The sequence below is a fragment of the Akkermansia massiliensis genome (assembly GCF_023516715.1).
Taxonomy (GTDB): Bacteria; Verrucomicrobiota; Verrucomicrobiia; order Verrucomicrobiales; family Akkermansiaceae; genus Akkermansia; species Akkermansia massiliensis.
Window position 1 is genome coordinate 1,005,652 of sequence record NZ_JAMGSI010000002.1, and the last position, 23,287, is coordinate 1,028,938.

Sequence of the window (23,287 nt, forward strand, 5' to 3'; positions counted from 1 at the left end):
GATGGTTGAGGATGAAGATCCCAAGCTGGATATTTCCTCCCTCATCGACGTGTGCTTCCTTCTGTTGATTTACTTCATTGTGGCGACCTCCCTGATTCAGGAACGCAAGCTGGACATGTCCATGCCGGGGCAATCCGTGAGCGATACCGCCTCCCAGATTGAACCGGCGCTGATCCGCATCATCAAGGACGGCACCATTTACTGGGGCAAGGACAACAGCCTGATGATTGACAATGACATGAACAACCATAACCTGGCGACCCTCGTGCAGCAGCTGGAAGCCAAGAAACAGGAAGCCAGCGCCGTAGGCACCAAGCCGGTAGTTCAGTTGTGGGTGGAGGGCGATGTTCCCCACCAGCGCGTCATTGACGTCATGAACGCTTTGACAGAAGCAGGAATTACCACGGTGGCCCTGACCGACCTCAAGGACGACTAAGCCATTCACGGATGGACCGTGTTATTGATGTTCGGCTTCCCTGCAAGAGTGTGGAAGTGGCCCGCTGTCTTTTTTTCTTATGGTCCGGTCAAATCATGTAGCCCGGTGGGGGGCAATCCTGATCGTCTTCTCGAACGCCGTTCAGGCATTACCGTTGAAGGCGTCTCAGGAATCGGGCGCCTGCCGCAGCATCCCGGTTTCCGAGACGGCAGGATGTAGTGCGCGGCGGGGAGAGGAAGGCCTTCAGATGCAGGAAGATGAACATTCCGGAGAAATCAGGTCCTCCTTCGGCAACATCGTGATTAATGTGTATGGCAAAAAGGAGGACAGGCGTCCGGAAGGTATTGATTCCAGTATCCGCTGGGGATCCGGCTCCCATGAGCCTCTCCATTCCCCGGAAGAACTAAAGAAACATATCAAGAAGCAGGCAGAACAGCTGAGGGCAAAGGGCTGTAAGGAGCCTTTCCTCTATCTGCGCGGTGACCGGAGGGCTCTCTTCACGGATTCCCGCGAAGTTATACAGGTTGCCGCAGAATGCAATGTGAAGAGGGTTCGTTTTTCCGGACCTCCTGTTGCAGCAGTTCCAGGCATTCCTGAAAGGCCGCAGAGCGGGACGGTTTCATCAATGCCGTCCGCTTCCATTTTTCTTCTTCCGCATGCTCTCTTTTACGGTAACGGGAATGGCCTTTTTTATCCTCTGGTGGAGGAGAAAGGGAGCCTGGGGGTTATCGTCGAGTGGCTGAAAAACAAAAAGCGGAGCGCGGGGAGGGCGGGAGGCAGGGTAGTGGTTCAGTTAATGGTGGCTGGAGATGTTCCCAATCAGCGCGCCGCAGCTGTCATGGATGTTTTGATGAGAGCCGGGATGGACTCAGTGGTCCTGAAAACTTTCAAGGATAGTTGAGAGAGGGGCGTTCATTTCGTTAATGGCCGGAATTTGCTCCGGCTCGGAATGCCGGATCTTTTTTTGAAAGAGCAGGATTCTCAGAGATAAAAAGGCCTTTTTGGTTCCAAACCCAATCCTCCCTTAAGGGAACGCGAGCAGGAAGAACTTTCTTGCAAGGATGACTAAAAATACAGAACTTTCTGCTTTAGAGTTTGCAGCATCCTGTTAGAATGACGCAATCCATTACAGATAGGTGCATTCCGTGCATTTGCACAGATATTGTACCTATTCTATTATCTCTTCTGTTTCAACGAATTTTAAACACATGATCAAATCAAACTATACTACTGCACTGGCTGCAGGCCTGGTTTCCGTGGTGAGCATTGGGGCGGCGCTCCCGTCCAGTGCCCAGCATGGCCCGCGCGATTACCAGCGCACGGCCCTGACCGCCATGAAGGAAGGCAAGTGGCAGGAAGCCCTGGATGCCGTGGACCGCTGCATCCGCGTTTATGAACCCCGTATCAAGACGCTGGGGCTGGATGACGGCTTCGGCTGGTTCTATTACCAGAAGGGCGTCTGCCTGGCCCAATTGAAGCAATACAAGGAAGCTGTGGAAGCGTTCAAGGCGTGTTACACCAAGTTCCCGAGCGCCAAGAACCAGCTCGTGAAAATGGCCCTGTTCCGCGAGGGGGAAAACTATTGCCGCCTTGGGGATTTTGCCAAGGGCGCGGAGCTGCTGGAGAAATTCCTGAAGGAATACCGCAGCGACCCTGTAGCCCGGAATGTTAATGCCGGTGAAGTGCAGGGACTGCTGGCCCAGTGTTATTTCAAGATGGATCCGCCCGCCTTTGAGAAAGGGCTGGAAAACCTTACCTCCTGCGTCACCTCCCGCTACAAGGGGCGCCGCATTACGGATGCCGTCATCACCAACGGCTTCCTGGCGATGGTGGATGCCGCCATCAAGACCGGCAAATGCCAGGAAACGGTAAAATTTGTGGAAGCCCATCCTTCCGTGATGAACATCAGCCCCACCCGCGTGGCGCTGTACGCTCCCCGGCTGGTGAGCTACATTGCGGAAGTGCTGGAAAAATCCCGCGCCCTTCTCCAGGAAGGAAAGCAGAAGGAGTCTGAAGACTACGCCTCCCTGGCAATGGTGCTGATGGGCCTCCTGCCCGACCAGGCCGGAGTGCTGGCGGACGCCAACCATTCCCTGGACCGCCTGGGACGCGCCAACGGCGCCGTGCCCGGCGTGACGGACCTCTCCCATACGCTGGACAGGACGAAGGTGACCGCCCTGATTGACCAGTTCAACAAGATGAAGGAGGAAGGGAAGGTCATGGACGCCTTCACGTTCAGTTTCATGGGCAACCAGGCCCTGGTGCATGGTTCCCAGCGGGTCGCCCGCGCCGCTTACCAGCTTATCAATGAATCCTATCCGGACGCCCCGGGCAGGGAGGACAACCTCTATTACCTGGCCATGACTACCTGGCAGTTGGGAGAAGCGGACAAGGGCGGCGAGCTTGTGGCGCAGCACCTGAAGGAATTCCCGAATTCCAAGTATGCCCCCATGCTGAACACCCTGTCCCTGGAAGGACTGCTGAAGGACAAGAAATTCGATCTCTGCGTCCAGCAGGCGGACAAGGTCATGGAGCTGCACAAGGACGACCCCACCCACAAGTTCTATGAATTGGCCCTGTACTGCAAAGGCGCCTCCCTGTTCAACCTGGGGGCTGCGGACGCCGCCCGCTACAAGGAAGCGGTGCCGGTGCTGGAACGCTTCGTGAAGGAATACCGTGACAGCACCTACCTGAAAACGGCCATGTACCTGCTGGGTGAAACCTACACGAACCTGGGCAATACGGATGAAGCCATCCAGGCCTTCACCAATTACATTGCCCGTTTCCCGGACAAGAATGACGCCAATATGGCCGCCGTGCTTTATGACCGTGCCTTCAACTACCTGAACCGCAAGAACCCCGGAGACGAGGAGCTTGCCACGAAGGATGCGAAGGAAATCGTGGACAACTTCAAGGAGCACCGCCTGTTCCCGTATGCCAACAACCTGCTGGCGAACCTGTATGCCGGCAGCAAGGAGCATGAACAGGAAGCGGAAGGCTATTTCCTGGCCGCTCTGGAATCCGCCAAAAAGCTGGGCGACAAGCGCCCCGCCGCGGAAGCCGTGTACAACCTGCTCATCAATGCCACCAAGAAACCTCTCCCCGTAGAACCGAAGGAAGCCGTGGAAGCGGCCAGGACGGCGCGACGGGACGAAGTCAAGAAGTGGTATGACGAGTACTGGAAGAACAGCGACCAGCCCGGCAGCCGCTACAGCCTCCAGCTGGCTGCCGCAGCCATGGACTTCTTCAAGGACGACAAGGAGATGTTTGACCCCGCGTCCGTCAAGATGCAGGAAGTCATTGTGAGGGAAGGCAAGAAGGACGATCCCAAGATGACCGTTCTTCTGGAGGAAGCCGTCAACTCCTACACCAAGACGTACATGGCCGGCAATCAGGCGCTGGGCCGCAATCTGGACGCCAACGCCATGCGCAACCACTTCTACCGGTTCCCCGGCGTGGACAATGACAAGGACAAGACGCTGAGCGCCATGCTCCGCATGGCCGTCATTGCCCAGACGCAGGAACGGTATGAAAAGGCTCCCACGGAAACGGACGAACAGCGTGCCGAGAAGGCCGCTCTGGAAGGTCTGGTCAAGCAGCTCTTCGTGGAGCTGAAGCGGGACTTCAAACCTTCCGACCTGCCTCCGTACACGCTCGTGAAGCTGGGTGTCCACCTGGCCAATACGTCCCAGCCGGAAGAAAGCATCGCCTACTTTGATGAAATCCTGGACCCGTCGGAACCTGATCCGGTGCGCAAGAAGGCCCGCATCAACGGCATGTCCAAGTACCGCAAGAATGCGGTCTTCGGGAAGGCCGTTGCTCTGGGCCGCAGCAAAGATAACGCCAAGGTGGAAACCGCCATCAAGATGATGAAGGATGAACTCAGCAAGGAGGAATCCAGCGCCAACCCGGACCGCAAGGCCATGGAAGACGCCCAGTACAACCTGGTCAAGTTCACCTCCGCCCGCCAGGACTGGCCGTCCGTCATTGCCGCCGCCGACAAGTACCGCGAGAACAAGTCCTACAAGAAGAATCTGCCGGAAGTCCTCTACCTGCAAGGTGAAGCCTACCTGAAGCAGAACGAGCTGGACAAGGCCCTGATCAACTTCATGAACATCACGGGCACGTACAAGGGCCTCGTGAAGTGGTCCGCTCCCGCCGTGCTTGCACAGATGGATACGCTGTGGAAGAGGAACACGATGTCCCAGGGGGCGGGCAAGCAGCCGTCCGACAGGTATATCGCCTGGAAGGCCGGCAGCCAGTATGTGCAACTGCTGGATACTCCCGCCAACCGCAAGAAGATGACGGCAGAAGACAGTGCCCTGGTCAACGAGGTGAAGGATAAGACGGCCAAGTTCGGCTCCGATCCCGCCGTCAGCCAGGAACGGGCGGACATCGCCGCCTATGAAGCCGCCATACGCGCCGCCAAGGGCCAGAAGTAACAACAAAAGGTTTAGCAATCAACAATATGAAAGCACTTTCAGTAATAATGGTATTGGCCGGCTTGTCCACCCTGGTTCCGGCTATGGCTCAGAATGCCCAGAATCCCCAGCGCCTGCGCGCCAGGGCTGCCGCTCCGGCCATCAAGAATGGCCGCCCGACGGATATTTACATTCTTTCCGCCAACGGCCCCATGGTCCAGTTCGTGGAAAGCCGGGAATCCCAGGAAGTCCTCCAGCAGATGGCCAGCGCCTTCAAAACGCTGTACATCTTTGAAACGGATGATTTCGTGGACGCCAAGGTGGCTATGGAAAACCGGAAATACCAGGACGCCCGCAACAAATTCCATGCCCTGGTGAACAAATATGCCTCCACGCTTTCCATCAAGGACAGCCTGTCCGCCCGGGCGGCCGTTTATGAATTGGAGTGCGCCATGCGCATGATGGACTGGGCCGGGGTCAAAGGCCTGCTGGCCAAGTTCCCCGTAAGGGGTTCCAATCTGTCCCCCTCCGCCCAGGATGATCTGGAGGTTGCCAAAATCATGGCCCTGATTCCGGACAAGGACTGGAACGGCGTGAAAAGCCGTGCCGCCTCTTTCCTGGCCACCAAGAAAAATGCCACCCGCCTTCAGCAGGCGCGGATGAAGTATGCTCTTGGGGCCGCCGCCATGGTGGCCCAGGATTGGAACAAGGCTCTGGATTACTTTGCGGAAGCCCTGGTGCTGCTGCACGGTTCCGATGAAGAACTGGCCTCCGCCTGCGTGGTGCGTTCCCTAGACTCCTACCTGCACATGCCGGATGTGGCCAAGTTCCTGGAGGATTCCGCCGTGACGGCTGCCGTGGAAGCCAGAAAACACAATCCTGAAACCGTGATTCCCGACTTGCAGATGAAGGCCCGTCCCGCGCACGTCAAGGAAGCGGCCGCGCTGTACCGCCTGCATGAACTGATGCTTCCGGACAGGAAGCTGCCGGCCAAGTACGATGGGTTTGCGGTTTCCTACAAGCATCCCGCTGCCGTTGCTCCGGCCCAGACTCCCGCTCAGGCGCCTGCCCAAGCCCCGGCACAGGCTCCCGCCCAGCCGGAGAAAAAGTAGTAACGAACTGACGCGGCGGGTTTTCTGCCAGCCGCCTTCCATTCAACAAGGACTGTCTCCCCTTCACAGGGAGACAGTCCTTTTTTGTACTTCGTTCCCTCATGAGGGTACCGCATCCCTACTGTCCGGAATGGCTGCCGCGCCTTAGGGGACGCTGCACGTTTTCCGGAGACATTTTTTCATTGGGAAAATGCGGAAGAGCCGCTGGCAGGGAGAGAACAAGAGCGGTTAAAAAACGGTGCGTACCGTAGGGAGGGGCTCTCTTGAGCGCAGACTTGCGGAAAAATATGAGGTGGCGGCTGCGGGCGCGTGTTCCACAAGGAAGAAAAGACAGTTTTTTGCAGATGATGCAGTTTCCGGGACTTTGTGCGGAGATGCCTGGAAAGCCATATTCCGTATGTTTTGCCCTGGCGCGGGGAAGGAGAAACGGCGTTGTTGATGATAGGGGGCCGGAACAGGGAAACCGGTGCGGCTGTTGCGGCTTCCATGACTGTTTGGGGTTTGCCTCCCCCTCAAGCTGAAAGCCGGGAATGAAGAATTCCGCATGGACGGCCAGCCGGCCACTCAACGCCGGAGAGGGAACAGGGGGCAGGAAGGCCGTTGCGCGGCGCTGTCCTCCGTTAGAAGGTATCCTTTTGTTGGTTTTCTGCCCCCATGTACGGAACGCCCCTGCGTCCGGGAAAAAAGCTCGTCTTTTCAGAAGCTTTATTTTTCCCGTGCAGGGTCATTCCCTGTTGGAGGATTTGGGGGGTCCGGAAGAATGATGTCAGGCCGCAGTGCGCCGGCGCCGCAGCATGGAGAGGGAAAAGCCGAACAGGCCCAGGGCAGCGGCAGCCGGTTCCGGCGTGTTGAAATTGACGCCTACGTAGCCATCCCGGCTCATATCCAGCTTATACCCTCCTTCCGTCCGTACTTCCAGCCCTTCCAGGCTGATGCCGTTCCCTGCCAGTTTGAAGTAAACCATGCCGGACCCATCCACCGGAAGAGCGTCCGGAGTTCCCATCAATTGAAGGATTACATTGTTGAATAAAAGAGAGCCGGAGGCTGTGGAATTCCCCTCCAGGCTGAACAGGGGCTTGTCCTGGCTCAGGGAGGCCATATCCAGGGTAATGGTCAGGTTTTCCAGGGTGACGGAAGCGCCCGGGGAAAGGGATGAGCCCTGGATGCTGATGGAATGGAAGTTTTTCAAATCGCTTGAAAACGTGAGGTCCGTCTCCGCCGGTTGGAAGACCATGGTGTTGAAGCCTGTTCCTCCGTCCACGCTGCCGTTCACTGTTCCGCCGGAATAGGAAAATACATCGTCGCCGGAACCCATGACCACCGCCTGGCCGCTGCCTCCTGTAATGGTTCCTCCTTCCATGAAGATGCAGTTCTCCCTGTCGCTGACAATCCTGATGCCCACGCCGTTGGCGCCTGTTCCCTCAATGGTGCCGCTGTTGGTGATCCGGATGGCTTCAAAGGCATTGCCGCCGTCGGAATCATCCACCAGAATGCCGTAGGCCTGGCCGTTCGTGTTGGAATTGGAAGCCGTGATGGTCCCGGTATTGGTTACGACGCCCCCGCCGATGGCAAGGCCGTCCGCACTGCCGAAGGAGTCCTTGGCAATAATCGTGCCGGAATTGGTCAGGTTTACGATGTAATCCACGTCCACGCCGTCGCCGTCCAGGGTGGTTGCGTCTCCGGTGCCGCTGATGACGCCGTCTTTGCCGTTAACCACGGTGACCACGTACTTGTCGTCCTGCTGGAGGGCGGCGTTCCAGTCCCAGTTCAGGCCGGAACCTCCCCTGCCTTCAATCCTGCCGTTATTGCTGATGGCGGCTTTCCCTTCTCCGGTAACTCCGTGTTTCATGCCGGTGATTTTCCCTCCGCTGTTGTTGGCAAGATCCAGGCCATGGGCAAAGGTGTCAATGCCGTCGTCTTCCGGATCGTAATGCTTGGCCGTGATGCCGTTTTCCCCCGCAGCCGTGGTTTCAATCGTGCCATTGTTGGTCACAGTGGCGTTATTGCCCAGTTTGACGGCTCCTTTCTGACCGGCGGAAATGGTACCGTTGTTGGTGATGGTGGCGGACGTGTTGATCATGTAGCGCAGGTCGATGGCCTGTTTTTCCGTTCCGGTCATCGTGCCGGAATTGGTCACGCTGATCAACTGTCCCGTTATTCCGTTTTCCATGCCCTGGTCCAGGACAAGGGCGCTTTTTCCGGAAATCCTGCCTCCTTCCATTACCGCGATCTCAAGGGCGGACTGGATGGGGTCTTTCAGGTTGACGGCATTTTTGGCGACGTTCAGGAATCCGGTTCCCGTGACGGTCAGTTTGCCCTCCGTCATGTTGACGGCCTTGGTCTGGGTGTCGCTGATGGTCTGGTCCGCAAGGGAGGGCGCGGCAAGCAGAACCGCCGTGGCCAGGGTCGTGGCTGTGGAATAAAGATGGTGTGCCTTCATGGTGACAAGCTCCGCAGGTTAACGGGAGCGACGCCACCATGCCAGAACGGACGCGCGGGAGGGAAACCTGTTCGTGCAACAAGTTTGCCACGGGGAATGGCGCGAAGCAGGGAGGAAAGGAAGAAGGACGCCTACCGCAGGACGGGGGCGCTTTTCACTTCCTCCGTCCATTTCCTGTACAGGTCCGGGGAAATTTCGGAGGGCTTGATTTCCGAGCGTTCGCCCCAGAAGACGGCCGTATGCAGGACGGGAATGCCTGAGGCGTCCAGATGGCGGTCAATCGCCGCCTTGTGTTCCAGCACGGCGTTTTTTTCCAGGCCGTGCACCACGCCCATGATCTGCGCCCCGCCGAAGATGTCCCCTCCGGTTCTCCAATAGCAGTGGGTCATGCAGATGTGGCGTCCGCATTCCGCTCCCGCCCGGATTTCCATGCCGGCGGGAACCGTCCAGTGGAACAGTCCGTTGTATTTGGTGACGGGGCCGTCGTTCGTTCTGGTCCGTACATGTTCCAAAAAGGTGGCGAAGCGGCCGATGACCTGCTTCCGGTCCAGCTCTTCCGCCGTGCGGCAGTATTCCTCCGGTTCCAGGCCAGCCTGGGCGGCGCGGAGGGCCCAGGGGTCTTCCACCATTTCCTCCGGCCTGAGCTGTTCCTTGACGGAGAGGAGCACCTTCCATTCCAGCCCGGAGAGGGAGACGGTTTTCGTTTCCTGCATGGGGGCCGGTTCCGGAGTCTTGTCCCCGGGCCGGAGGCCCCTGCGGCGCATGTGCCCCACGCCCAGCGCAAAAACGCCGCGGGCGGGCAGCAGGACATAGTCGTCCGCGCCGATGTGGCGTTTCAGTATCTCGCAGTGTTCCTCCAGCGTGCCGCAGCCCACGGGCACCTTGACCGTGGTCCAGAGCCTGTATTGGGCGCCGGGATTGGCCGCATCCGTGTTGCGGAGCACCACGTGGCCCGTGAAGGGGTCGTGCTCCTTCATCCAGTCAAAGGCCGCATCCAGGTTCTTCTCCGGCAGGGACCATGCCACCAGGGCCCCCTGGGCGAGCTTGGTAGCCAGCAGCGTCTGGCGCACGCGGCGCACCACTCCGGCTTCCATCATGGCTTTCAGGCGCTGGATGACTACCGGGACCGGGTGGCCGCATTGCTCGGAAATGGCATGGAAGGGGAAGCGCCGGAAGCCCTTGACGCGGTCTTCCGCCACCATCAGGATGTCCGTGTTGACGGGATCGTTCGGAGAGGAGGGAATGCTGTTCATGACGGGTCAAAAAAAGGCCGGGCGATGGTGTCGCCCGGCCCGGAAAGCCGGAGTTGGTTTAGCTACTGCCCGGATTGGTACAGCGGCTTGTTGTCGTACCGGGCGTCGTAAATGGCGAAGGATTCGCGGTGCTGGTTGTGGTCGCCGCGGAAGATCAACCTTCCGCTGTGCTGGCGTTCCAGTTCCATGAGCAGGCTGGCGTCTTCATTCTTGAAGCGGGAGAGCACCTCCGAGTTTACGACGATGACCATGTCCCCGATGGTTTCCCTGTATTTCTGGATGCAGGCGTAGATCTGCCGCTGAATTTCCACGCTCATGGTCATCACGGATTTGACGCGGCCCCGGCCTCCGCAGTACGGGCACGGGTCATGAACGGATTCCCGGAGGCTTTCATTGAGCCGCTGGCGGGTCATTTCCATCAGGCCGATGGGGGTGATCTGCAGTACCTGGGTCTTGGCCTTGTCGCGCTTCAGGCGGTCCTTCATGGCTTTGTACACGGCCTGCTGGTCCTTCCTATGGCGCATGTCGATGAAGTCCACCACCACCAGGCCGCCGATGTTGCGCAGGCGGAGCTGTCTGGCGATTTCATAGGCGGCTTCCAGGTTGGTGTCCAGAATGGTCTTGTCCAGGTCCTTGGTGCCCTTGTTGCGCCCGGTGTTCACGTCAATGGCGATCAGGGCTTCCGTCTCGTCAATCACCAGGTAGCCGCCGCAGGGCAGGAGCACCTGGCGCTGGAAGGCTTCGTTGATTTGTTTTTCAATCCCCAGTTCTTCAAAGATGGGCGTGCGCACGGGGAAGTGCTGGATGTGGCGCTTGGCGCGACGGGAGATTTTTCCCGCAATGGAGCGCATGTGCTCCGTAGTTTCCGCGTCGTCGCAGATGATGTTGTCCACGGTGTCCGTCAGGAAGTCCCGTGCCGTGCGTTCGATCAGGTCGGGTTCCCGGTACACGCAGACGGGGGCGGGGTTGGCCTCCTTTTTTTCCTCCACGCCGTACCATTGCTCCAGCAGCATGGCGAGGTCGCGGACAAAGTGGCGGTAGCGCTGTCCCTGGGCCACCGTGCGCATGATGATGCCCATGCCGTCCGGCACGTTCAGCTTCTGCATGATCTGGCGCAGGCGCAGGCGTTCCTTGGGGTCTTCAATCTTGCGGGAGATGCCGAACTGGTCCGTGAAGGGCATCAGGACCAGGTAGCGTCCCGCCAGGGAGACGTTTGTGGTGACGCGGGGGCCCTTGGTGCCGATCGGGCCCTTGGTGACCTGCACCATGATTTCGGAGCCGATGGGGTAGATGTCCGGAATGTCCTTGGACGTGATTTTGCGCTGCTGCTTCTTTGGCCGTCCTTCGCGTTCGATTTCTTCCAGGCTGGAGTCCAGCGCGGCGGGCAGAGCGTCCCAGAAGTGGAGGAAGGCGTTCTTTTCCTGGCCGATGTCCACGAACATGGCCTTGAGGCCCGGTTCGATGTTTTTGACGCGGCCCTTGAAGATGCCGCCTACGATGTTGTCTTCGCCTTCGCGCTCGATGGTGTATTCTTCCAGTACGCCGTTTTCCAGAAGGGCTACGCGGCGTTCGAGTTTCTCGGCATTGATGATGATGGTGGAGCCTTCCATGGGATCACAGGATCCGAAGCCGAAGGCTCGTTTAATTTTTTTAAGCATTTTTGTAAACACGGGGTGTGAATAAGCTAGGGTGTGCTATTGCCCGCAATGTTCCCGGAGGGCCGCCTCCCGGCAGGAGCGGCTGGATTTCAAGCTGTGGAGATGGCCGGAGAGGAATCATGCAGGCAGATGCGTTGATGTGATGCGGCAGTACGGCAGGCGCAAGGCCGGAGCGCTGGCTCCGGAGGTTCCGTCTTCAGTCTTCCGCGTCAGTAACATTAGTGAAGAAGTCCAGTTCCTGAAGGGCTTTTCCGGTACCTTCCGCAACGGCGCTGAGCGGGTCTTCCGCAATGTGGATGGGCAGGCCGGTCTGCTCATGAAGGAGCTGGTCCAGTCCGCGCAGCAGGGCGCCTCCGCCGGCTAGAACGATCCCCCGGTCCACGAGGTCGGCGGCCAGTTCGGGGGGGCAGCGTTCCAAAGTCGTCCGCACGGCGTCAACAATTGTGTTGAGTTGTTCCGTGAGCGCTTCGCGCACTTCTTCTGATCGGATTGTCACTGTCTTGGGCAGGCCCGCGACCAGGTCGCGGCCCTTGACCTCGATAGAGAGTTCCTGGGGCAGGGGATAGGCGGAGCCGATGCGGATTTTAATGTCCTCGGCGGTGCGTTCCCCGACCATAAGATTGTAGGTTCTCCTCATGTAGGAGATAATGGCGTCGTCCAGCTCGTCCCCGGCGCAGCGGACGGAACGGCTGTAAACGATGCCGGAGAGGGAAATAAGTGCCACTTCCGTAGTGCCCCCGCCGATGTCCACGATCATGTTGCCGGCGGCTTCCTGGACTGGAAGGCCCACGCCGATGGCGGCGGCCATCGGCTCCTCAATCAGGTGCACGCGGCGAGCTCCCGCCGCTTCCGCGGATTCCTTGACGGCCCTGCGTTCCACTTCCGTAATGCCGGAGGGAATGGCGATGAGCACGCGCGGCTTGATCAGGTAATACCTGGCCGTGGCTTTTTTAATGAAGTAACGGAGCATTTCCTCCGTGATGTAGAAGTCGGCGATGACGCCGTCCTTCAGCGGCCGGATGGCCGTGACGGAGCCGGGGGTGCGGCCCAGCATTCGCTTGGCTTCGTCCCCCACGGCCAGAACCTTGTCTCCCTTGACGGCGACAACCGAGGGCTCTCGCAGAACGATGCCCTGGTCCTTGACGTTGACCAGCGTGTTGGCGGTGCCCAGGTCAATGCCAATGTCATAGGAGAAAAGTTTGACAATTTTCTGAAAGAAAGATGACATAAAAAACTAGTGGATAAAGGCGTAGCCCTGAAACAGCCGGGGGAGGAACGCCACACTTTTTCCTTTTCACGGGACTGAAAGCCTGGCACCCGGACCGGGGCTGCGGGATAATCCCGTACAGGACGAATCGACTATGAAAAAACATGCCTTCCAGGTCAAGCGGAAGATGCGGGATGACATATGTATTTGCATTATCAGCAAGGATGTACTATATGAATGAAAGATGGCGGCAGTGTTTCCCCGTATATCCAAATTACATTCACCTATTCCATTTATGAAAGTCACTACTATCCTGACGGCGGCGGCATGCCTGGCTGGTTCTTTCTCTCTTTATGCGGACCCGGCTGCGGACAGGGAAGAAGCTGCGTCATCCACGGGAGCCTATTCCGTAGCGGGAGCCCTCCGCCTGCCTGAAAATACGACCAAGAGGGATGTCTACGGCATGAACGTGGGCTGGAAGCTGTTCAAGGGCAAAAATGCCCCGGAAGGAGTGAACAGTCCGGACTTTAATGATTCTTCCTGGGAATCCGTGAATCTTCCCAACGGCATTGAGCTTCTTCCGGAGGAGGCCAGCGGCTGCTCCAATTACCAGGGGCCGGTGTGGTACCGGAAGACGTTCACGGCCCCGGAGAAGCTGAAAGGCAGGAGGAACACCCTGTATTTTGAAGGCATCATGGGGAAGAGCGAGGTTTGGGTGAACGGGGAGAAGGCCGCGGAGCATTTCGGGGGTTATCTTCCCGTCATCGTGAATCTGGACAAGTGGCTGAAGCCGGGCCAGAAGAACGTGATCGTCGTGAAGGCGGACAATTCCAACGATGGGTCCTATCCTCCCGGCAAGCCCCAGGAAAGCCTGGATTTCGCCTACTTCGGAGGCATTTACCGTGACGTTTACCTGATTTCCACCGGTCCCGTCTATATCACGGACCCGAACGAGGCCGGAACCGTTGCCGGCGGCGGAGTTTTCTTCCGGACGGAATCCCTTGACCCCCGTACCCGCAAAGGCAGGGTGGGAGTGAAGGTGCAGGTGGCCAACGATACGGACAAGGAACAGAAGGTGCGCGTGCAGGCGCTGATGACGGACCCCAAGGGCGTGGACCCCGTCGGAGAGACCGCCCCGCTGGTCATTCCGCCCCATTCCACGGGTGAAGTGGATATTCCCCTGGTGATCTCCAATGTAAAGCCGTGGTCGCCGGATGATCCCAACCTGTACACCCTGAGCGTGGAGGTATGGAACGCCGCCGGAGGGAACAATGCCAAGAATCCGGCCCATCTGCTGGACAACCGCTCCATGAGGGTGGGCGTCCGGACCGTGGAGATTACGGAAAAGGGGCTGGTGCTGAATGGCTCCCTGTTCCCTGAAAAGCTGATTGGCGGCAACAGGCACCAGGATTTCGCCCGGCTGGGGAATGCAGTTCCCAACAACTTGCAATGGCAGGACGCCGTGAAGCTGAGGAAGGCCGGCATGCGTGTAATCCGGAGCGCCCATTATCCGCAGGATCCGGCCTTCATGGACGCCTGCGACCGCCTGGGCCTTTTCGTCATCGTCGCTACGCCGGGCTGGCAGTTCTGGGGCAAGGGGCCTTTTGCGGACCGGGTTTATGACGACATCCGCCAGATGGTGCGCCGGGACAGGAACCATCCCTCCGTGATGATGTGGGAGCCCATTTTGAACGAGACCCATTACCCGGCGGATTTCGCCAAGAAGGCCCGCGACCTGGTGCATGAGGAATACCCGTATAAGGGCTGTTACACCGCTTGCGACGCGGTGGCCCAGGGCAATCAGCATTATGAGGTGCTGTACGCCCACCCGGCCACGGGGGACAAGCACTGGTCCATCAAGGAACGGAAGGACAACAAGCCGTATTTTACCCGTGAATTCGGGGATAACGTGGATACCTGGTCCGCCCATAACTCCACCTCCCGCGCGGCGCGCCACTGGGGTGAAGTCCCCATGATGGTGCAGGCCCTCCATTACCTCAAGACCTCGTTCCCGTACACTACGTATGATACCCTGAACGCCGCTTCGGCCTACCACTTCGGCGGTTGCCTGTGGCACCCCTTCGACCACCAGCGCGGCTATCATCCGGACCCTTTCTACGGCGGCATTCTGGATGCCTTCCGCCAGCCCAAGACCTCCTATTACGCCTTCATGTCCCAGCGGCCCCAGAAGACGCGCAATGAGCTCGGCTCCGGTCCCGTGGTGTACATAGCCAACGAATGCACGCCTTTTTCTCCGGAAGACGTGACGGTGTTTTCCAACTGTGATTCCGTTCGCCTGAGCGTCAACGGAGGCGTGCCGGTGGAAAAGAAGGTGGCTTCCTACCCCAACGGCCTCAAGCGCGTTCCCGTCGTGTTCCCGAAGGCCTGGGATTTCATGGAAAACAAGAAGCTCGCCCGCGCCGGCAAGGAAGGGGCGGTGAAGCTGGTGGCGGAAGGCCTGATTGGCGGCAAGGTGGTGACCAGGCATGAAGTGCGGCCCTCCCGGAGGGCGGAAAAAATCCGCCTGAGCCTGGACCGTGAGGAAGGCGTGGAGCTGTGCGCCAACGGTTCCGACGTGTTTGCGGTGGTGGCGGAAGTCACGGACAGCCGTGGAACGGTGAAGCGCCTGAATGATGAAGAGCTTGTCTTTTCTGTGGAAGGTCCTGCCGAATTGCTGACGGATTCACCGGACGGCACCCTGACCCAGCCCGTCAAGTGGGGCTCCGCTCCGGCGCTGGTGCGCCTGGGCGCCAAGCCCGGAACAGTGACGGTGAGGGCCTCCGTGAAGCATCCCGGCTCTCAGAAACCCGTTTCCGGCGTCTTGAAGTTTGACACGAAGGCTCCCGGGCTGAACATGCTCTTCACGGAAGATGCCGTAGGCAAGGCGAAGAAGGGGGCGGCTGCGCCGTCTTCCGCAGAGGCGCCTGCTTCCGAACGGGAAAAATCCCTCCAGACGGAGCTGGAAAAGGTGCGCCATGAGCTTAACAAGCTGCGCAACGACAAGGTGAGCGCCCAGCAAACCCACTTTGAATAACCGGACTCCCCGCCATGCTGAGAGAAAAGATCATCCGTTTCTGCCTGCTCCTGCTCCGGCTGGGGATGGGGGGCTTTTTTCTCTTTGTGGCGGGGCGCAAGCTGTTCCACCTGGACCAGCTCCAGGCGACTATTGACCGGTTCGCCATTTTCCCGGAGGCCTGGGGACATCCCCTGGCCTGCCTGGGCGTGGCGTGCGAGATCGTGGTGGGTCTGGGACTCCTCTTCCGCCGGACCTGCGCCGGCGCCGCGCTGCTGGGCAGTGCGCTGACGTTCACGTTTGTGGCTCTGTTCGTCCAGGGATGGGTCAGGGGGCTTTCCCTTTCCTGCAATTGCATCGGCGTGGAAAGGGAAGTGACCAGCTATCCCTTTGAAGTGGCGTGGAGGCTGGGCCTGTTCCTGCTGATGCTGGTCATCCTGTGGAATTCCTGCCGGAAGGGGAAGACGTATTTCAATGTGACCCGGCTGGATTTCAGCGAAATGTGACCGATGGGAAAGGGCGTGCGGCCGTTTTCAGGCCTGGAACGTTTCTCTGGGAATACATTCCGGGGAGAAGGATTTCCAGGGACCGGAAGACCCTTGCTCCCTGGAGGCAGTTTCGCGTGCACGCCGCCGCATTCATATATGCTTGGAGAACAGGCTCCCTTTCCCGGAATGAAGGTTTGATCCGTTCATTTTTCAGATTTACTCACCCTGCGGGCTTCAAGCTGCGCTTTCCGACCTGCCGGTTTGTCCGGTTTCCCGGCCTTCATAGCCTCATTTTACCAATGAACGCCGCCTTCCGTCCAATCGGGTTTTCACCGTTTCTTGAGACCGGTGTTCGTCGTGGAAAATTTCCTTGCAGGGGCAGGGAGGCAGGGTATCGTCCGGAGGGATGGAGAAGCCTGAAGCCCGCAGGAAGGAGGAACCCGCAGGCCGGCGCATCACCCTCCGCTTGTTCTCCGGCGCGAACCCTGTGCACATGCCCTGGCTGCCGCCAAAAGAAGGCGCACCTTTCCCGGGCGCCTTTGCCGCCGTACTGTCTTACAGCTTGTGGCCGAAGGTATCTTCCGGCTTCAGGGATTTGATCAGTTCCAGCAGGAGCTTGATCGTGTTTTCCACGTCCGTAAGGGCGGCCGTTTCCACCGGGGAATGCATGTAGCGCAGGGGCAGGGATACCAGAGCGGAGGCCACGCCGTTGCGGGAAACGTAAATGCTGTCCGTGTCCGTTCCGGTGCGGCGTCCGGCGGCTTCGTGCTGGAGCGGGATTTTGTTCTTGTCAGCCACGATTTCCAGGCGCGCCACCAGGTTGGGGTGGTTGGCCGTGCCGTGGATGACCGCGGGACCGCCGCCCAGCTTGATGTCTCCGAATTTGCCCTTGTCCAGTCCGGGGGAGTCCGTGGCATGCGTCACGTCAATGCAGATGGCCGCGTCCGGACGCAGGCGGTGGGTGATCATTCCCGCGCCGATGCAGCCCACTTCCTCCTGGACGGCGTTGACGAGCATCACGTTCCAGGCGAGGGGCTTTTTCAGCTTGCACAGTTTCCTTGCTATTTCCGACAAGACGAAACCGCTCAGGCGGTTGTCCAGGGCGCGGCATACCAGCTTGCTTTCATTCATCAGCATGGGGCCGTCGCAATAGACGCCCACATGGCCCACGCGCAACCCGAGTTCCGCCACCTCCTTGTCGGAGGATGCACCTACGTCAACGTAGATTTCCCAGATTTTAGGTTCCTTTTCCCCGGGTTCCCGCAGGTGGATGGCCGTGTTTCCGGTTACGCCCGTCACTTCCCCCTGGGAGCCCAGGAAGCGCACGCGGCGTCCGCGGGCGATGGCCGTATCCGTGCCGCCCACGCGCTCCACGTAAAGGAAGCCGTCCTTGGTGATATGGCGGATCATGAAGCCGATTTCATCCGCATGGGCTTCAATCATGAGCGTGGGAGCGTTTTCCGCTTCCGCGTGGAAGGTGGCCCAGGTGTTGCCGTAGGTGTCGCACTGGACGTCTTCCGTGTACTTGCGCAGCTCGTCCGCCCAGATTCGCTGGGCGTCTATTTCAAAGCCGGAGGGGCTGGGAGTTTCCAGAAGTTCCGTTAAAAATTCAAGACTGTCGTCGCTGATCTTCATGGCTTTTGTATAGCACCGTTCCCGTATCCGCTCAACAGGAAAGCATGGCTGCTGGCGGGGAGACGTTCCGGGAGGGGGATGAAAAAGCCCCGCCTGCACGGGATGCGGGCGGAGCCGGGAAATGGTTTTCAGCGGGGGCTAGGCCTGCCTGACCGGAGAAAGCCCTTCCAGGACGTCCTGCTTGTCCATGATATAGCCGGTGTCCGGATCATGGTACTGCGTGGAGTAAACGGATGTTCTGGCGCTCCCGTACGGGTCCGTTTCCTTCGCGACGGGAAGACGGTTGCTCAGGGAGGGGAAGCACTGCTCCACCAGTTCAAAGGTGGTGACGGGCTCCGGCACCAGGTTGACGGAGAAGATTCCGCATTCCCATGCCTTTTCCACATCCCTGACCAGGCGGTTCATGGGATAGAGCTGGTGGCGTTCCAGCAGGGCCGCTTCCAGTTCTTCCGTTCCTTCCGGGGCGGCGGCCAGCAGATCCGCCACGCTCATGTCCGCTCCCGTTCCGGTGACTTCCGGAAGGTAGACGTTCAGCACGCGTCCGAACCGGAGGTTGATGAAGGCTTTCATTTCCACCAGCGCGGCAAGCCATTCATCTTCCGGTTCGCGGAGCAGGGGGGAATGTTCATTGCCCGTTTCCGGCTGGGTGTCAATGCAGGTAACGTAGGTTACCCGTTCCGCCTTCACCTCATGCAGGAGGTCGATCAGGGTTTTAACCTGCGCCAGAAAAGGGGCCATGTTCTGCCGGATGGCCCTGCGCCCTTCCCGGAGGGAGGGGCAGATGATCACGGCCTGCCCGAATTCCTTGCCGCGCAGCAGGGACAGATTGGTTTCATCAATCAGGTAGTCGAAGTACCGTTTTGAGGACCAGAAGGCGCCGAGGGCGCAGGAGGAACCGATGAGTGCCGTGTCTGTCATGGGGAGGTGCGGAGGTTGGGCGGTTGAGTGGGATGGTGCCGTTATTTCAGGGCGTCAAAGGCGGATTTGAAGAGGAAGTATCCCCAGCCCCAGTCTTCATTGCCGGCCCAGTCCTTGTCATAGTGGTGGCGGGGCAGCAGGAAGCGTTCCGGGTGGGGCATCAGGCCCATGGCGCGGCCGGTGGAATCCTGGAGGCCCGCGATGCTGCATTCACAGCCGTCGCGGTTGTCCACGTACTGGAGAGCCACATTTCCGGCAGCCAGGTATTTTTCCGCGTCTCCGGGGCGGGTGACCAGGCGGCCTTCCGCGTGGGCGGAGGGCAGCTCGAATTCATCCGGAAGGCCCTGGAGGAAGGGTGAGTTTTTAGCTACCTTCACCAGCTTGGCCCAGACGCATTCAAAACGTTCCTTCTTGTTGTCAATCAGGCTGGAATCCGGCAGAATCCCCAGCTTGGTGAGTATCTGGAAGCCGTTGCAGATGCCCAGGAGCAGGCCGCCTCCGGCATGGTGCCGGTGCAGGGCGTCTCCCAGGAAGCGTTCCGTTTCCAGCTGGGCCAGGCGGCCGCTGGTGACGTAGTCCCCGTAGCTGAAGCCGCCGCCGAGGACGACGAGCTGGGATTTGGCGACGTGTTCCGGCGTGGCCGTGGCGATGGGCTGGATCTGGGTGGAGAAGCCGGCCGCGCGCAGGGCGCGTTCCGTTTCCGCGTCACAGTTGGTGCCGGGGTATTTCAGTAAAAGTGCGTGAGGCATATTGGTAGAAATGAATCGTTGGTATGGTTAGGTCCCGGTTTTTGGAAATCAATAATAGGGGGTGAGCCCGTCTTTCCAGAGCTTCTTGAGTTTGGCTACGTCGCAGTCCAGCACCTTTTCCCCGCCGCAGCAGGTGGCGGTGAGGCTCTTTTCCTTCGTGACGCTACCGATGCAGGCGCAGGGGAAGCCGGCCATGGCCGCTTCAAAGTCCGCGGCGAATTCCGGGTCCACTTCCACCAGGATGCGGCCCGTGCTTTCACTGAACAGGGGGACTGCCGGGGATTTCCATCCGTTGACGGTCGGCGCCTTCGTGAGGTCCAGCCGTACGCCGCCCTTGCCGGAGAAGGCCATTTCCGCCGCCGTGACGGCCAGGCCGCCTTCGGAGACGTCGTGGGCGGAGAGCACCAGGCCGGAAGTCAGGGCGTTGTAATAGGCCTTGTACAGCTCCATGTTTGCCGCACAGTCCGTTTGGGGGACCTTGCCGTCTTCCACGCCGTGGGTGCGGGCGAAAACGGAGCCTCCCATCTCGTCTTCCGTGTGGCCGATGAGGTACAGCAGGCTGTCGTTCCGCCGCAGGGAGGAGCCGATAACATGGTCCGGACTTTCCACCACGCCGAAGCCGGAGCAGAGGAAGGTGACGGGCACGTTGATGGGGCCGTCTTCCGTTTCAAAGTAGTTGTAGAAGGAGTCCTTGCCGGAGATGAAGGGGGCGTTGTACGCGTCCGCCGCTCTGGCGATGGCCTTCACGCATTCCACCAGGCGGCCGAGTTCCGCCGGGTCTTCCGGGTTGCCCATGCAGAAGTTGTCCAGCAGGCCGATCTTGTCCGGGTTGGAGCCTACCAGGATGAGCTGGCGCACGCATTCGTCCACGGTGCCGGTGCCCATGGCGTAGGGGTCCGTCTTGCCCCATTCCGGAAGAATGGCGCAGGCCATGGCCATGCACTTGTCCGAGCCGTCGATGTCCACCACGGAGCCGTCCTGCGGGGCGTCCGCCTGTGCGCCCGCCAGGGGCTTCAGGATGGTGTTGCCCTGCACTTCATGGTCGTATTCCCGGATGATGGGTTCGCGGGAGACGATGGCGAAGTCTCCCATGACGGTTTCCAGGGATTTGTTCAGGTCCTTGTCCGGGAGGGGCAGGCCCGTGAGGCCCTTGCCGGGGGTGAAGACGGATTCCAGCTTCTTGATGGGGGCGTCATGCAGCTTGGAGTTGTCCAGGCAGCAGACGAGTTCCCCCTTGTGCCAGACTTTCAGGATGCCCGTATCGTCGGAATGGCCCAGGACGGTCAGCTCCGTCTGGAAGGTGTCCGCCAGCTTCTGGAGCTCCGGCAGGTCTTTTTCCTCCACGGCCAGGACCATGCGTTCCTGGGATTCCGACAGGAAGATTTCCCAGGAGATGAGGCCCGGTTCCTTAAGGGGTGCGTTGTCCAGGAAGATTTCCCCGCCCGTGACGGAGAGCATTTCCCCGGCGGCGGAAGAGAAGCCGCCCGCGCCGCAGTCCGTGATGAAGACGATGAGGCCGCGTTCGCGCGCTTCCAGAATGAAGTCCAGCGTTTTCTTTTCCTCAATCGGGTTGCCGATCTGCACGGCGGTGAAGTCCTCTTCGTGGGAGGCTTCGTCCAGCGCGGCGGAGGAGAAAGTGGCCCCCTTGAGGCCGTCGCGTCCCGTGCGTCCGCCGATGACGATCACCTTGAGGCCGGGGCGCATTTCCTTCAGGATGTCCCCGCGGGGAATCACGCCGGCGGTTCCGCAGAAGACGAGGGGGTTGTAAATGTACGTGGGGTCAAACTGGATGGCGCCGTTCACGGTGGGAATGCCCATGCGGTTGCCGTAGTCGCGCACGCCGCGCACCACGCCGCGCATGATGCCCAGGGGGTGGATGACGTCCGGAGCGGTGATGTCCGCCGGATTCGTGTCCGGAGCGCCGAAGCAGAAGACGTCCAGGGAGGCGATGGGCTTGGCGCCCTTGCCTGCGCCCAGAATGTCGCGGATGACGCCGCCCAGCCCGGTGTTGGCCCCGGCATAGGGTTCAATGGCGGAGGGGTGGTTGTGCGTTTCCGCCTTCAGGCAGACGGCCAGCTTGTCGTCCAGGGCGATGAAGCCGGCGTTGTCGTCAAACGCGCTGAGCACGAAGCCCGGCTTGCGTTCCATGATCTTTTCGGAAGGCTTCTTGATGTAGGTCTTGAAGAGGCTGTCCACGGTTTCCGGCGCGCCTCCGTTGACGCTGTGGCTGATGGAGGCGGAGAAGATGCGGTGCTTGCAGTGTTCCGACCAGGTCTGGGCGATCACTTCCAGCTCCACGTCAGTGGGGTCGCGGTCGATTTCGCGGAAAATCTGCTGGACGACTTCCATGTCCTCGCGGGACAGGGAAAGCTTCTGCTTTTTGCTGAGTTCAAGCAGTTCGTCGCTGCTCAGGTCCCTCACGGGAACGGTGCGGTAGGTTTTGGCGGACATGTGGATGGGGAAGGAGAGGGGTTAGGCGATGGTCCAGTTGTGAATGGCGGGGTTGCAGACGTCCTTGGCAAAGCGCGCCGCCAGGGCTTCCTTGTCCCCCTGGCCGAAGACGTACACGCGCTGGGTGATTTTCAGGCCGTCCAGGGTAAAGCCCATGTTCTGGCGGCCGCGGTAGTTTTGCAGGATGGCTTCCTTTTCCAGGTCCAGGGCGCCGGCCTTCATGCCGTAGTCAATCGTGAACAGGGAGTCTTTCAGGATGGGGGCGGCCTGTTCCGTGCATTCCTGGGAGATGGGGTCCACCAGTACACTCAGGAGATATTCGCGGGCTTTTTGTTCGTCCCCGCTGATTTCTACGGTGTAAACGCGGCTGCGGCGGAAGGTGAGGCCGGCATTCAGGGGAGTGTAGAGCAGGGCGTCCGCGTTGGCGGCGGCCTGGAACCGGCTGATAACTTCAAAGTGGAGGGTCATATCGCTCAAGAATGTTGGTAAAATGAAAAATGGGGGCCGGTCGGACAACCGGCTCCCATGAAAGGGGAAAGGGCTCAGGCCTTGTTCTGGAGCCGGGAGAGGACTTCCTCGTAGGCTTCCATCACGTTGCCCAGGTCCTGGCGGAAGCGGTCCTTGTCCATCTTCTCGCCGGTCTTGATGTCCCACAGGCGGCAGGTGTCCGGGGAAATCTCGTCAGCCAGCACGATCTGGGAGGGATCTTCCGCCAGACGGCCGAATTCAATCTTGAAGTCCACCAGCGTCAGGCCCACCTGCTTGAAGAAATCAATCAGCACGTCGTTCACGATGCGGGCCTGGTCCTTCAGGAAGGCGCATTCCTCTTCCGTGGCGGCATTCAGTTCACGGGCGTAATCATCATTGATGAAGGGATCGCCCAAGTCGTCGTCCTTGTAGGAAAACTCCACGATCGGCTTCTTGAAGGGGGTGCCTTCCTTGACGCCCATGCGGCGGCTGAAGGAGCCGGCGGCGATGTTGCGCACGATCACTTCCAGGGGAAGGATGGAAACCTTTTTCACGTCGATGTTGATGTCGTCCACGTCCGCGACCAGGTGGGTCTTCACACCCTTGCTTTCCAGCATGCGGTAAATGACCAGGGTGATGGCCTTGTTCATCCTGCCCTTGTTTTCAAACTGGGCCTTCTTGGCTCCGTTTCCGGCGGTGGCGTCGTCCTTGTATTCCATGCGGAGGACGTTGGGATTGTCAGTCGTATAAAGGCGTTTGGCCTTCCCTTCGTAAATAGGTTCCATGATACGTGTTGCGCAGGGTTGAATGCGTGCGGGGATGTTACGCCAGACGTTCCGCACGGTCAAGCCGCAACTGGACGAAGGAAGGGGGCGCCTCCGCACGCCCTTGCGGCTATCCCATGGGGAAGGAATTGACAAGGGCCATCCAACCGGGCAAACCCGGTTTTCCGGTCTCTGGACTCGGGTCTTTTCCGGAGAGCCACGGAGGTGAATGTCTGAAATCCGGCACAAACCGGCGGCCATTATTCTTCTGAAT

At 59.5% G+C, this 23,287-nt stretch carries 16 protein-coding genes; 6 read left to right on the plus strand and 10 right to left on the minus strand.

All coding sequences use genetic code 11. The features are described from left to right. Position 1: 1 nt before the first annotated feature. From M8N44_RS11910 to mul1B, 4 genes are all read left to right on the plus strand, one after another. Positions 2-436: an ExbD/TolR family protein gene (locus M8N44_RS11910; RefSeq protein WP_219723317.1), complete on the plus strand. Its 435-nt coding sequence runs from the start codon at positions 2-4 to the stop codon at positions 434-436. A gap of 247 nt (positions 437-683) precedes the next feature. Next, positions 684-1,337: a hypothetical protein gene (locus M8N44_RS11915; protein WP_102749396.1), complete on the plus strand. Its 654-nt coding sequence runs from the start codon at positions 684-686 to the stop codon at positions 1,335-1,337. A gap of 307 nt (positions 1,338-1,644) precedes the next feature. After that, positions 1,645-4,878, plus strand: a complete 3,234-nt coding sequence (mul1A, locus tag M8N44_RS11920) for a mucin utilization putative transporter subunit Mul1A (RefSeq protein ID WP_022397592.1) — start codon at positions 1,645-1,647, stop codon at positions 4,876-4,878. A gap of 26 nt (positions 4,879-4,904) precedes the next feature. Continuing rightward, entirely contained in the window at positions 4,905-5,969 is a 1,065-nt protein-coding gene (mul1B, locus tag M8N44_RS11925; RefSeq protein ID WP_146017847.1) for a mucin utilization putative transporter subunit Mul1B, read from the plus strand. Between the two features lie 766 nt (positions 5,970-6,735). Here mul1B and M8N44_RS11930 read toward each other — a convergent pair. The 4 genes from M8N44_RS11930 to M8N44_RS11945 all read right to left on the minus strand — a co-directional run bounded on the left by M8N44_RS11930 (position 6,736) and on the right by M8N44_RS11945 (position 12,548). Further along, a complete protein-coding gene (locus M8N44_RS11930; RefSeq protein WP_102729041.1) occupies positions 6,736-8,409 on the minus strand; it encodes a hypothetical protein in 1,674 nt (557 codons plus the stop codon). Between the two features lie 131 nt (positions 8,410-8,540). Beyond that, on the minus strand, positions 8,541-9,662 hold the full coding sequence (locus M8N44_RS11935) for an AsnC family transcriptional regulator (RefSeq protein ID WP_102722856.1): 1,122 nt from the start codon (positions 9,660-9,662) through the stop codon (positions 8,541-8,543). A 62-nt stretch (positions 9,663-9,724) separates the two neighbouring features. Further along, on the minus strand, positions 9,725-11,320 hold the full coding sequence (locus M8N44_RS11940; RefSeq protein WP_022397588.1) for an Rne/Rng family ribonuclease: 1,596 nt from the start codon (positions 11,318-11,320) through the stop codon (positions 9,725-9,727). A 196-nt stretch (positions 11,321-11,516) separates the two neighbouring features. After that, complete coding sequence (locus tag M8N44_RS11945) at positions 11,517-12,548, minus strand: rod shape-determining protein (protein ID WP_012419593.1); 1,032 nt, start codon at positions 12,546-12,548, stop codon at positions 11,517-11,519. Between the two features lie 274 nt (positions 12,549-12,822). Here M8N44_RS11945 and M8N44_RS11950 point away from each other — a divergent pair, with 274 nt between their 5' ends. Then, positions 12,823-15,561 carry a glycoside hydrolase family 2 TIM barrel-domain containing protein gene (locus tag M8N44_RS11950; protein WP_102729042.1) on the plus strand — a complete coding sequence of 913 codons (2,739 nt, stop codon included), beginning with the start codon at positions 12,823-12,825 and terminating at the stop codon, positions 15,559-15,561. A 14-nt stretch (positions 15,562-15,575) separates the two neighbouring features. After that, entirely contained in the window at positions 15,576-16,046 is a 471-nt protein-coding gene (locus M8N44_RS11955) for a MauE/DoxX family redox-associated membrane protein (protein WP_102727542.1), read from the plus strand. Positions 16,047-16,583: 537 nt separating this feature from the next. Here M8N44_RS11955 and M8N44_RS11960 read toward each other — a convergent pair. The 6 genes from M8N44_RS11960 to purC form a co-directional block, all read right to left on the minus strand. Further along, positions 16,584-17,663: a M42 family metallopeptidase gene (locus M8N44_RS11960; RefSeq protein WP_022397584.1), complete on the minus strand. Its 1,080-nt coding sequence runs from the start codon at positions 17,661-17,663 to the stop codon at positions 16,584-16,586. A 138-nt stretch (positions 17,664-17,801) separates the two neighbouring features. Next, positions 17,802-18,581 (minus strand): hypothetical protein, encoded by a 780-nt coding sequence (locus M8N44_RS11965; protein ID WP_102729043.1) that lies wholly within the window; start codon positions 18,579-18,581, stop codon positions 17,802-17,804. 41 nt (positions 18,582-18,622) lie between these two features. Next, positions 18,623-19,330 carry a phosphoribosylformylglycinamidine synthase subunit PurQ gene (locus M8N44_RS11970; protein ID WP_022397582.1) on the minus strand — a complete coding sequence of 236 codons (708 nt, stop codon included), beginning with the start codon at positions 19,328-19,330 and terminating at the stop codon, positions 18,623-18,625. A gap of 48 nt (positions 19,331-19,378) precedes the next feature. Then, a complete protein-coding gene (gene purL / locus M8N44_RS11975; RefSeq protein ID WP_102729044.1) occupies positions 19,379-21,781 on the minus strand; it encodes a phosphoribosylformylglycinamidine synthase subunit PurL in 2,403 nt (800 codons plus the stop codon). Positions 21,782-21,802: 21 nt separating this feature from the next. Further along, positions 21,803-22,258 (minus strand): hypothetical protein, encoded by a 456-nt coding sequence (locus tag M8N44_RS11980; RefSeq protein ID WP_146017848.1) that lies wholly within the window; start codon positions 22,256-22,258, stop codon positions 21,803-21,805. Between the two features lie 65 nt (positions 22,259-22,323). After that, positions 22,324-23,034, minus strand: coding sequence for a phosphoribosylaminoimidazolesuccinocarboxamide synthase (gene purC / locus M8N44_RS11985; protein WP_022397579.1), 711 nt, complete (start codon positions 23,032-23,034; stop codon positions 22,324-22,326). Positions 23,035-23,287 lie beyond the last annotated feature (253 nt).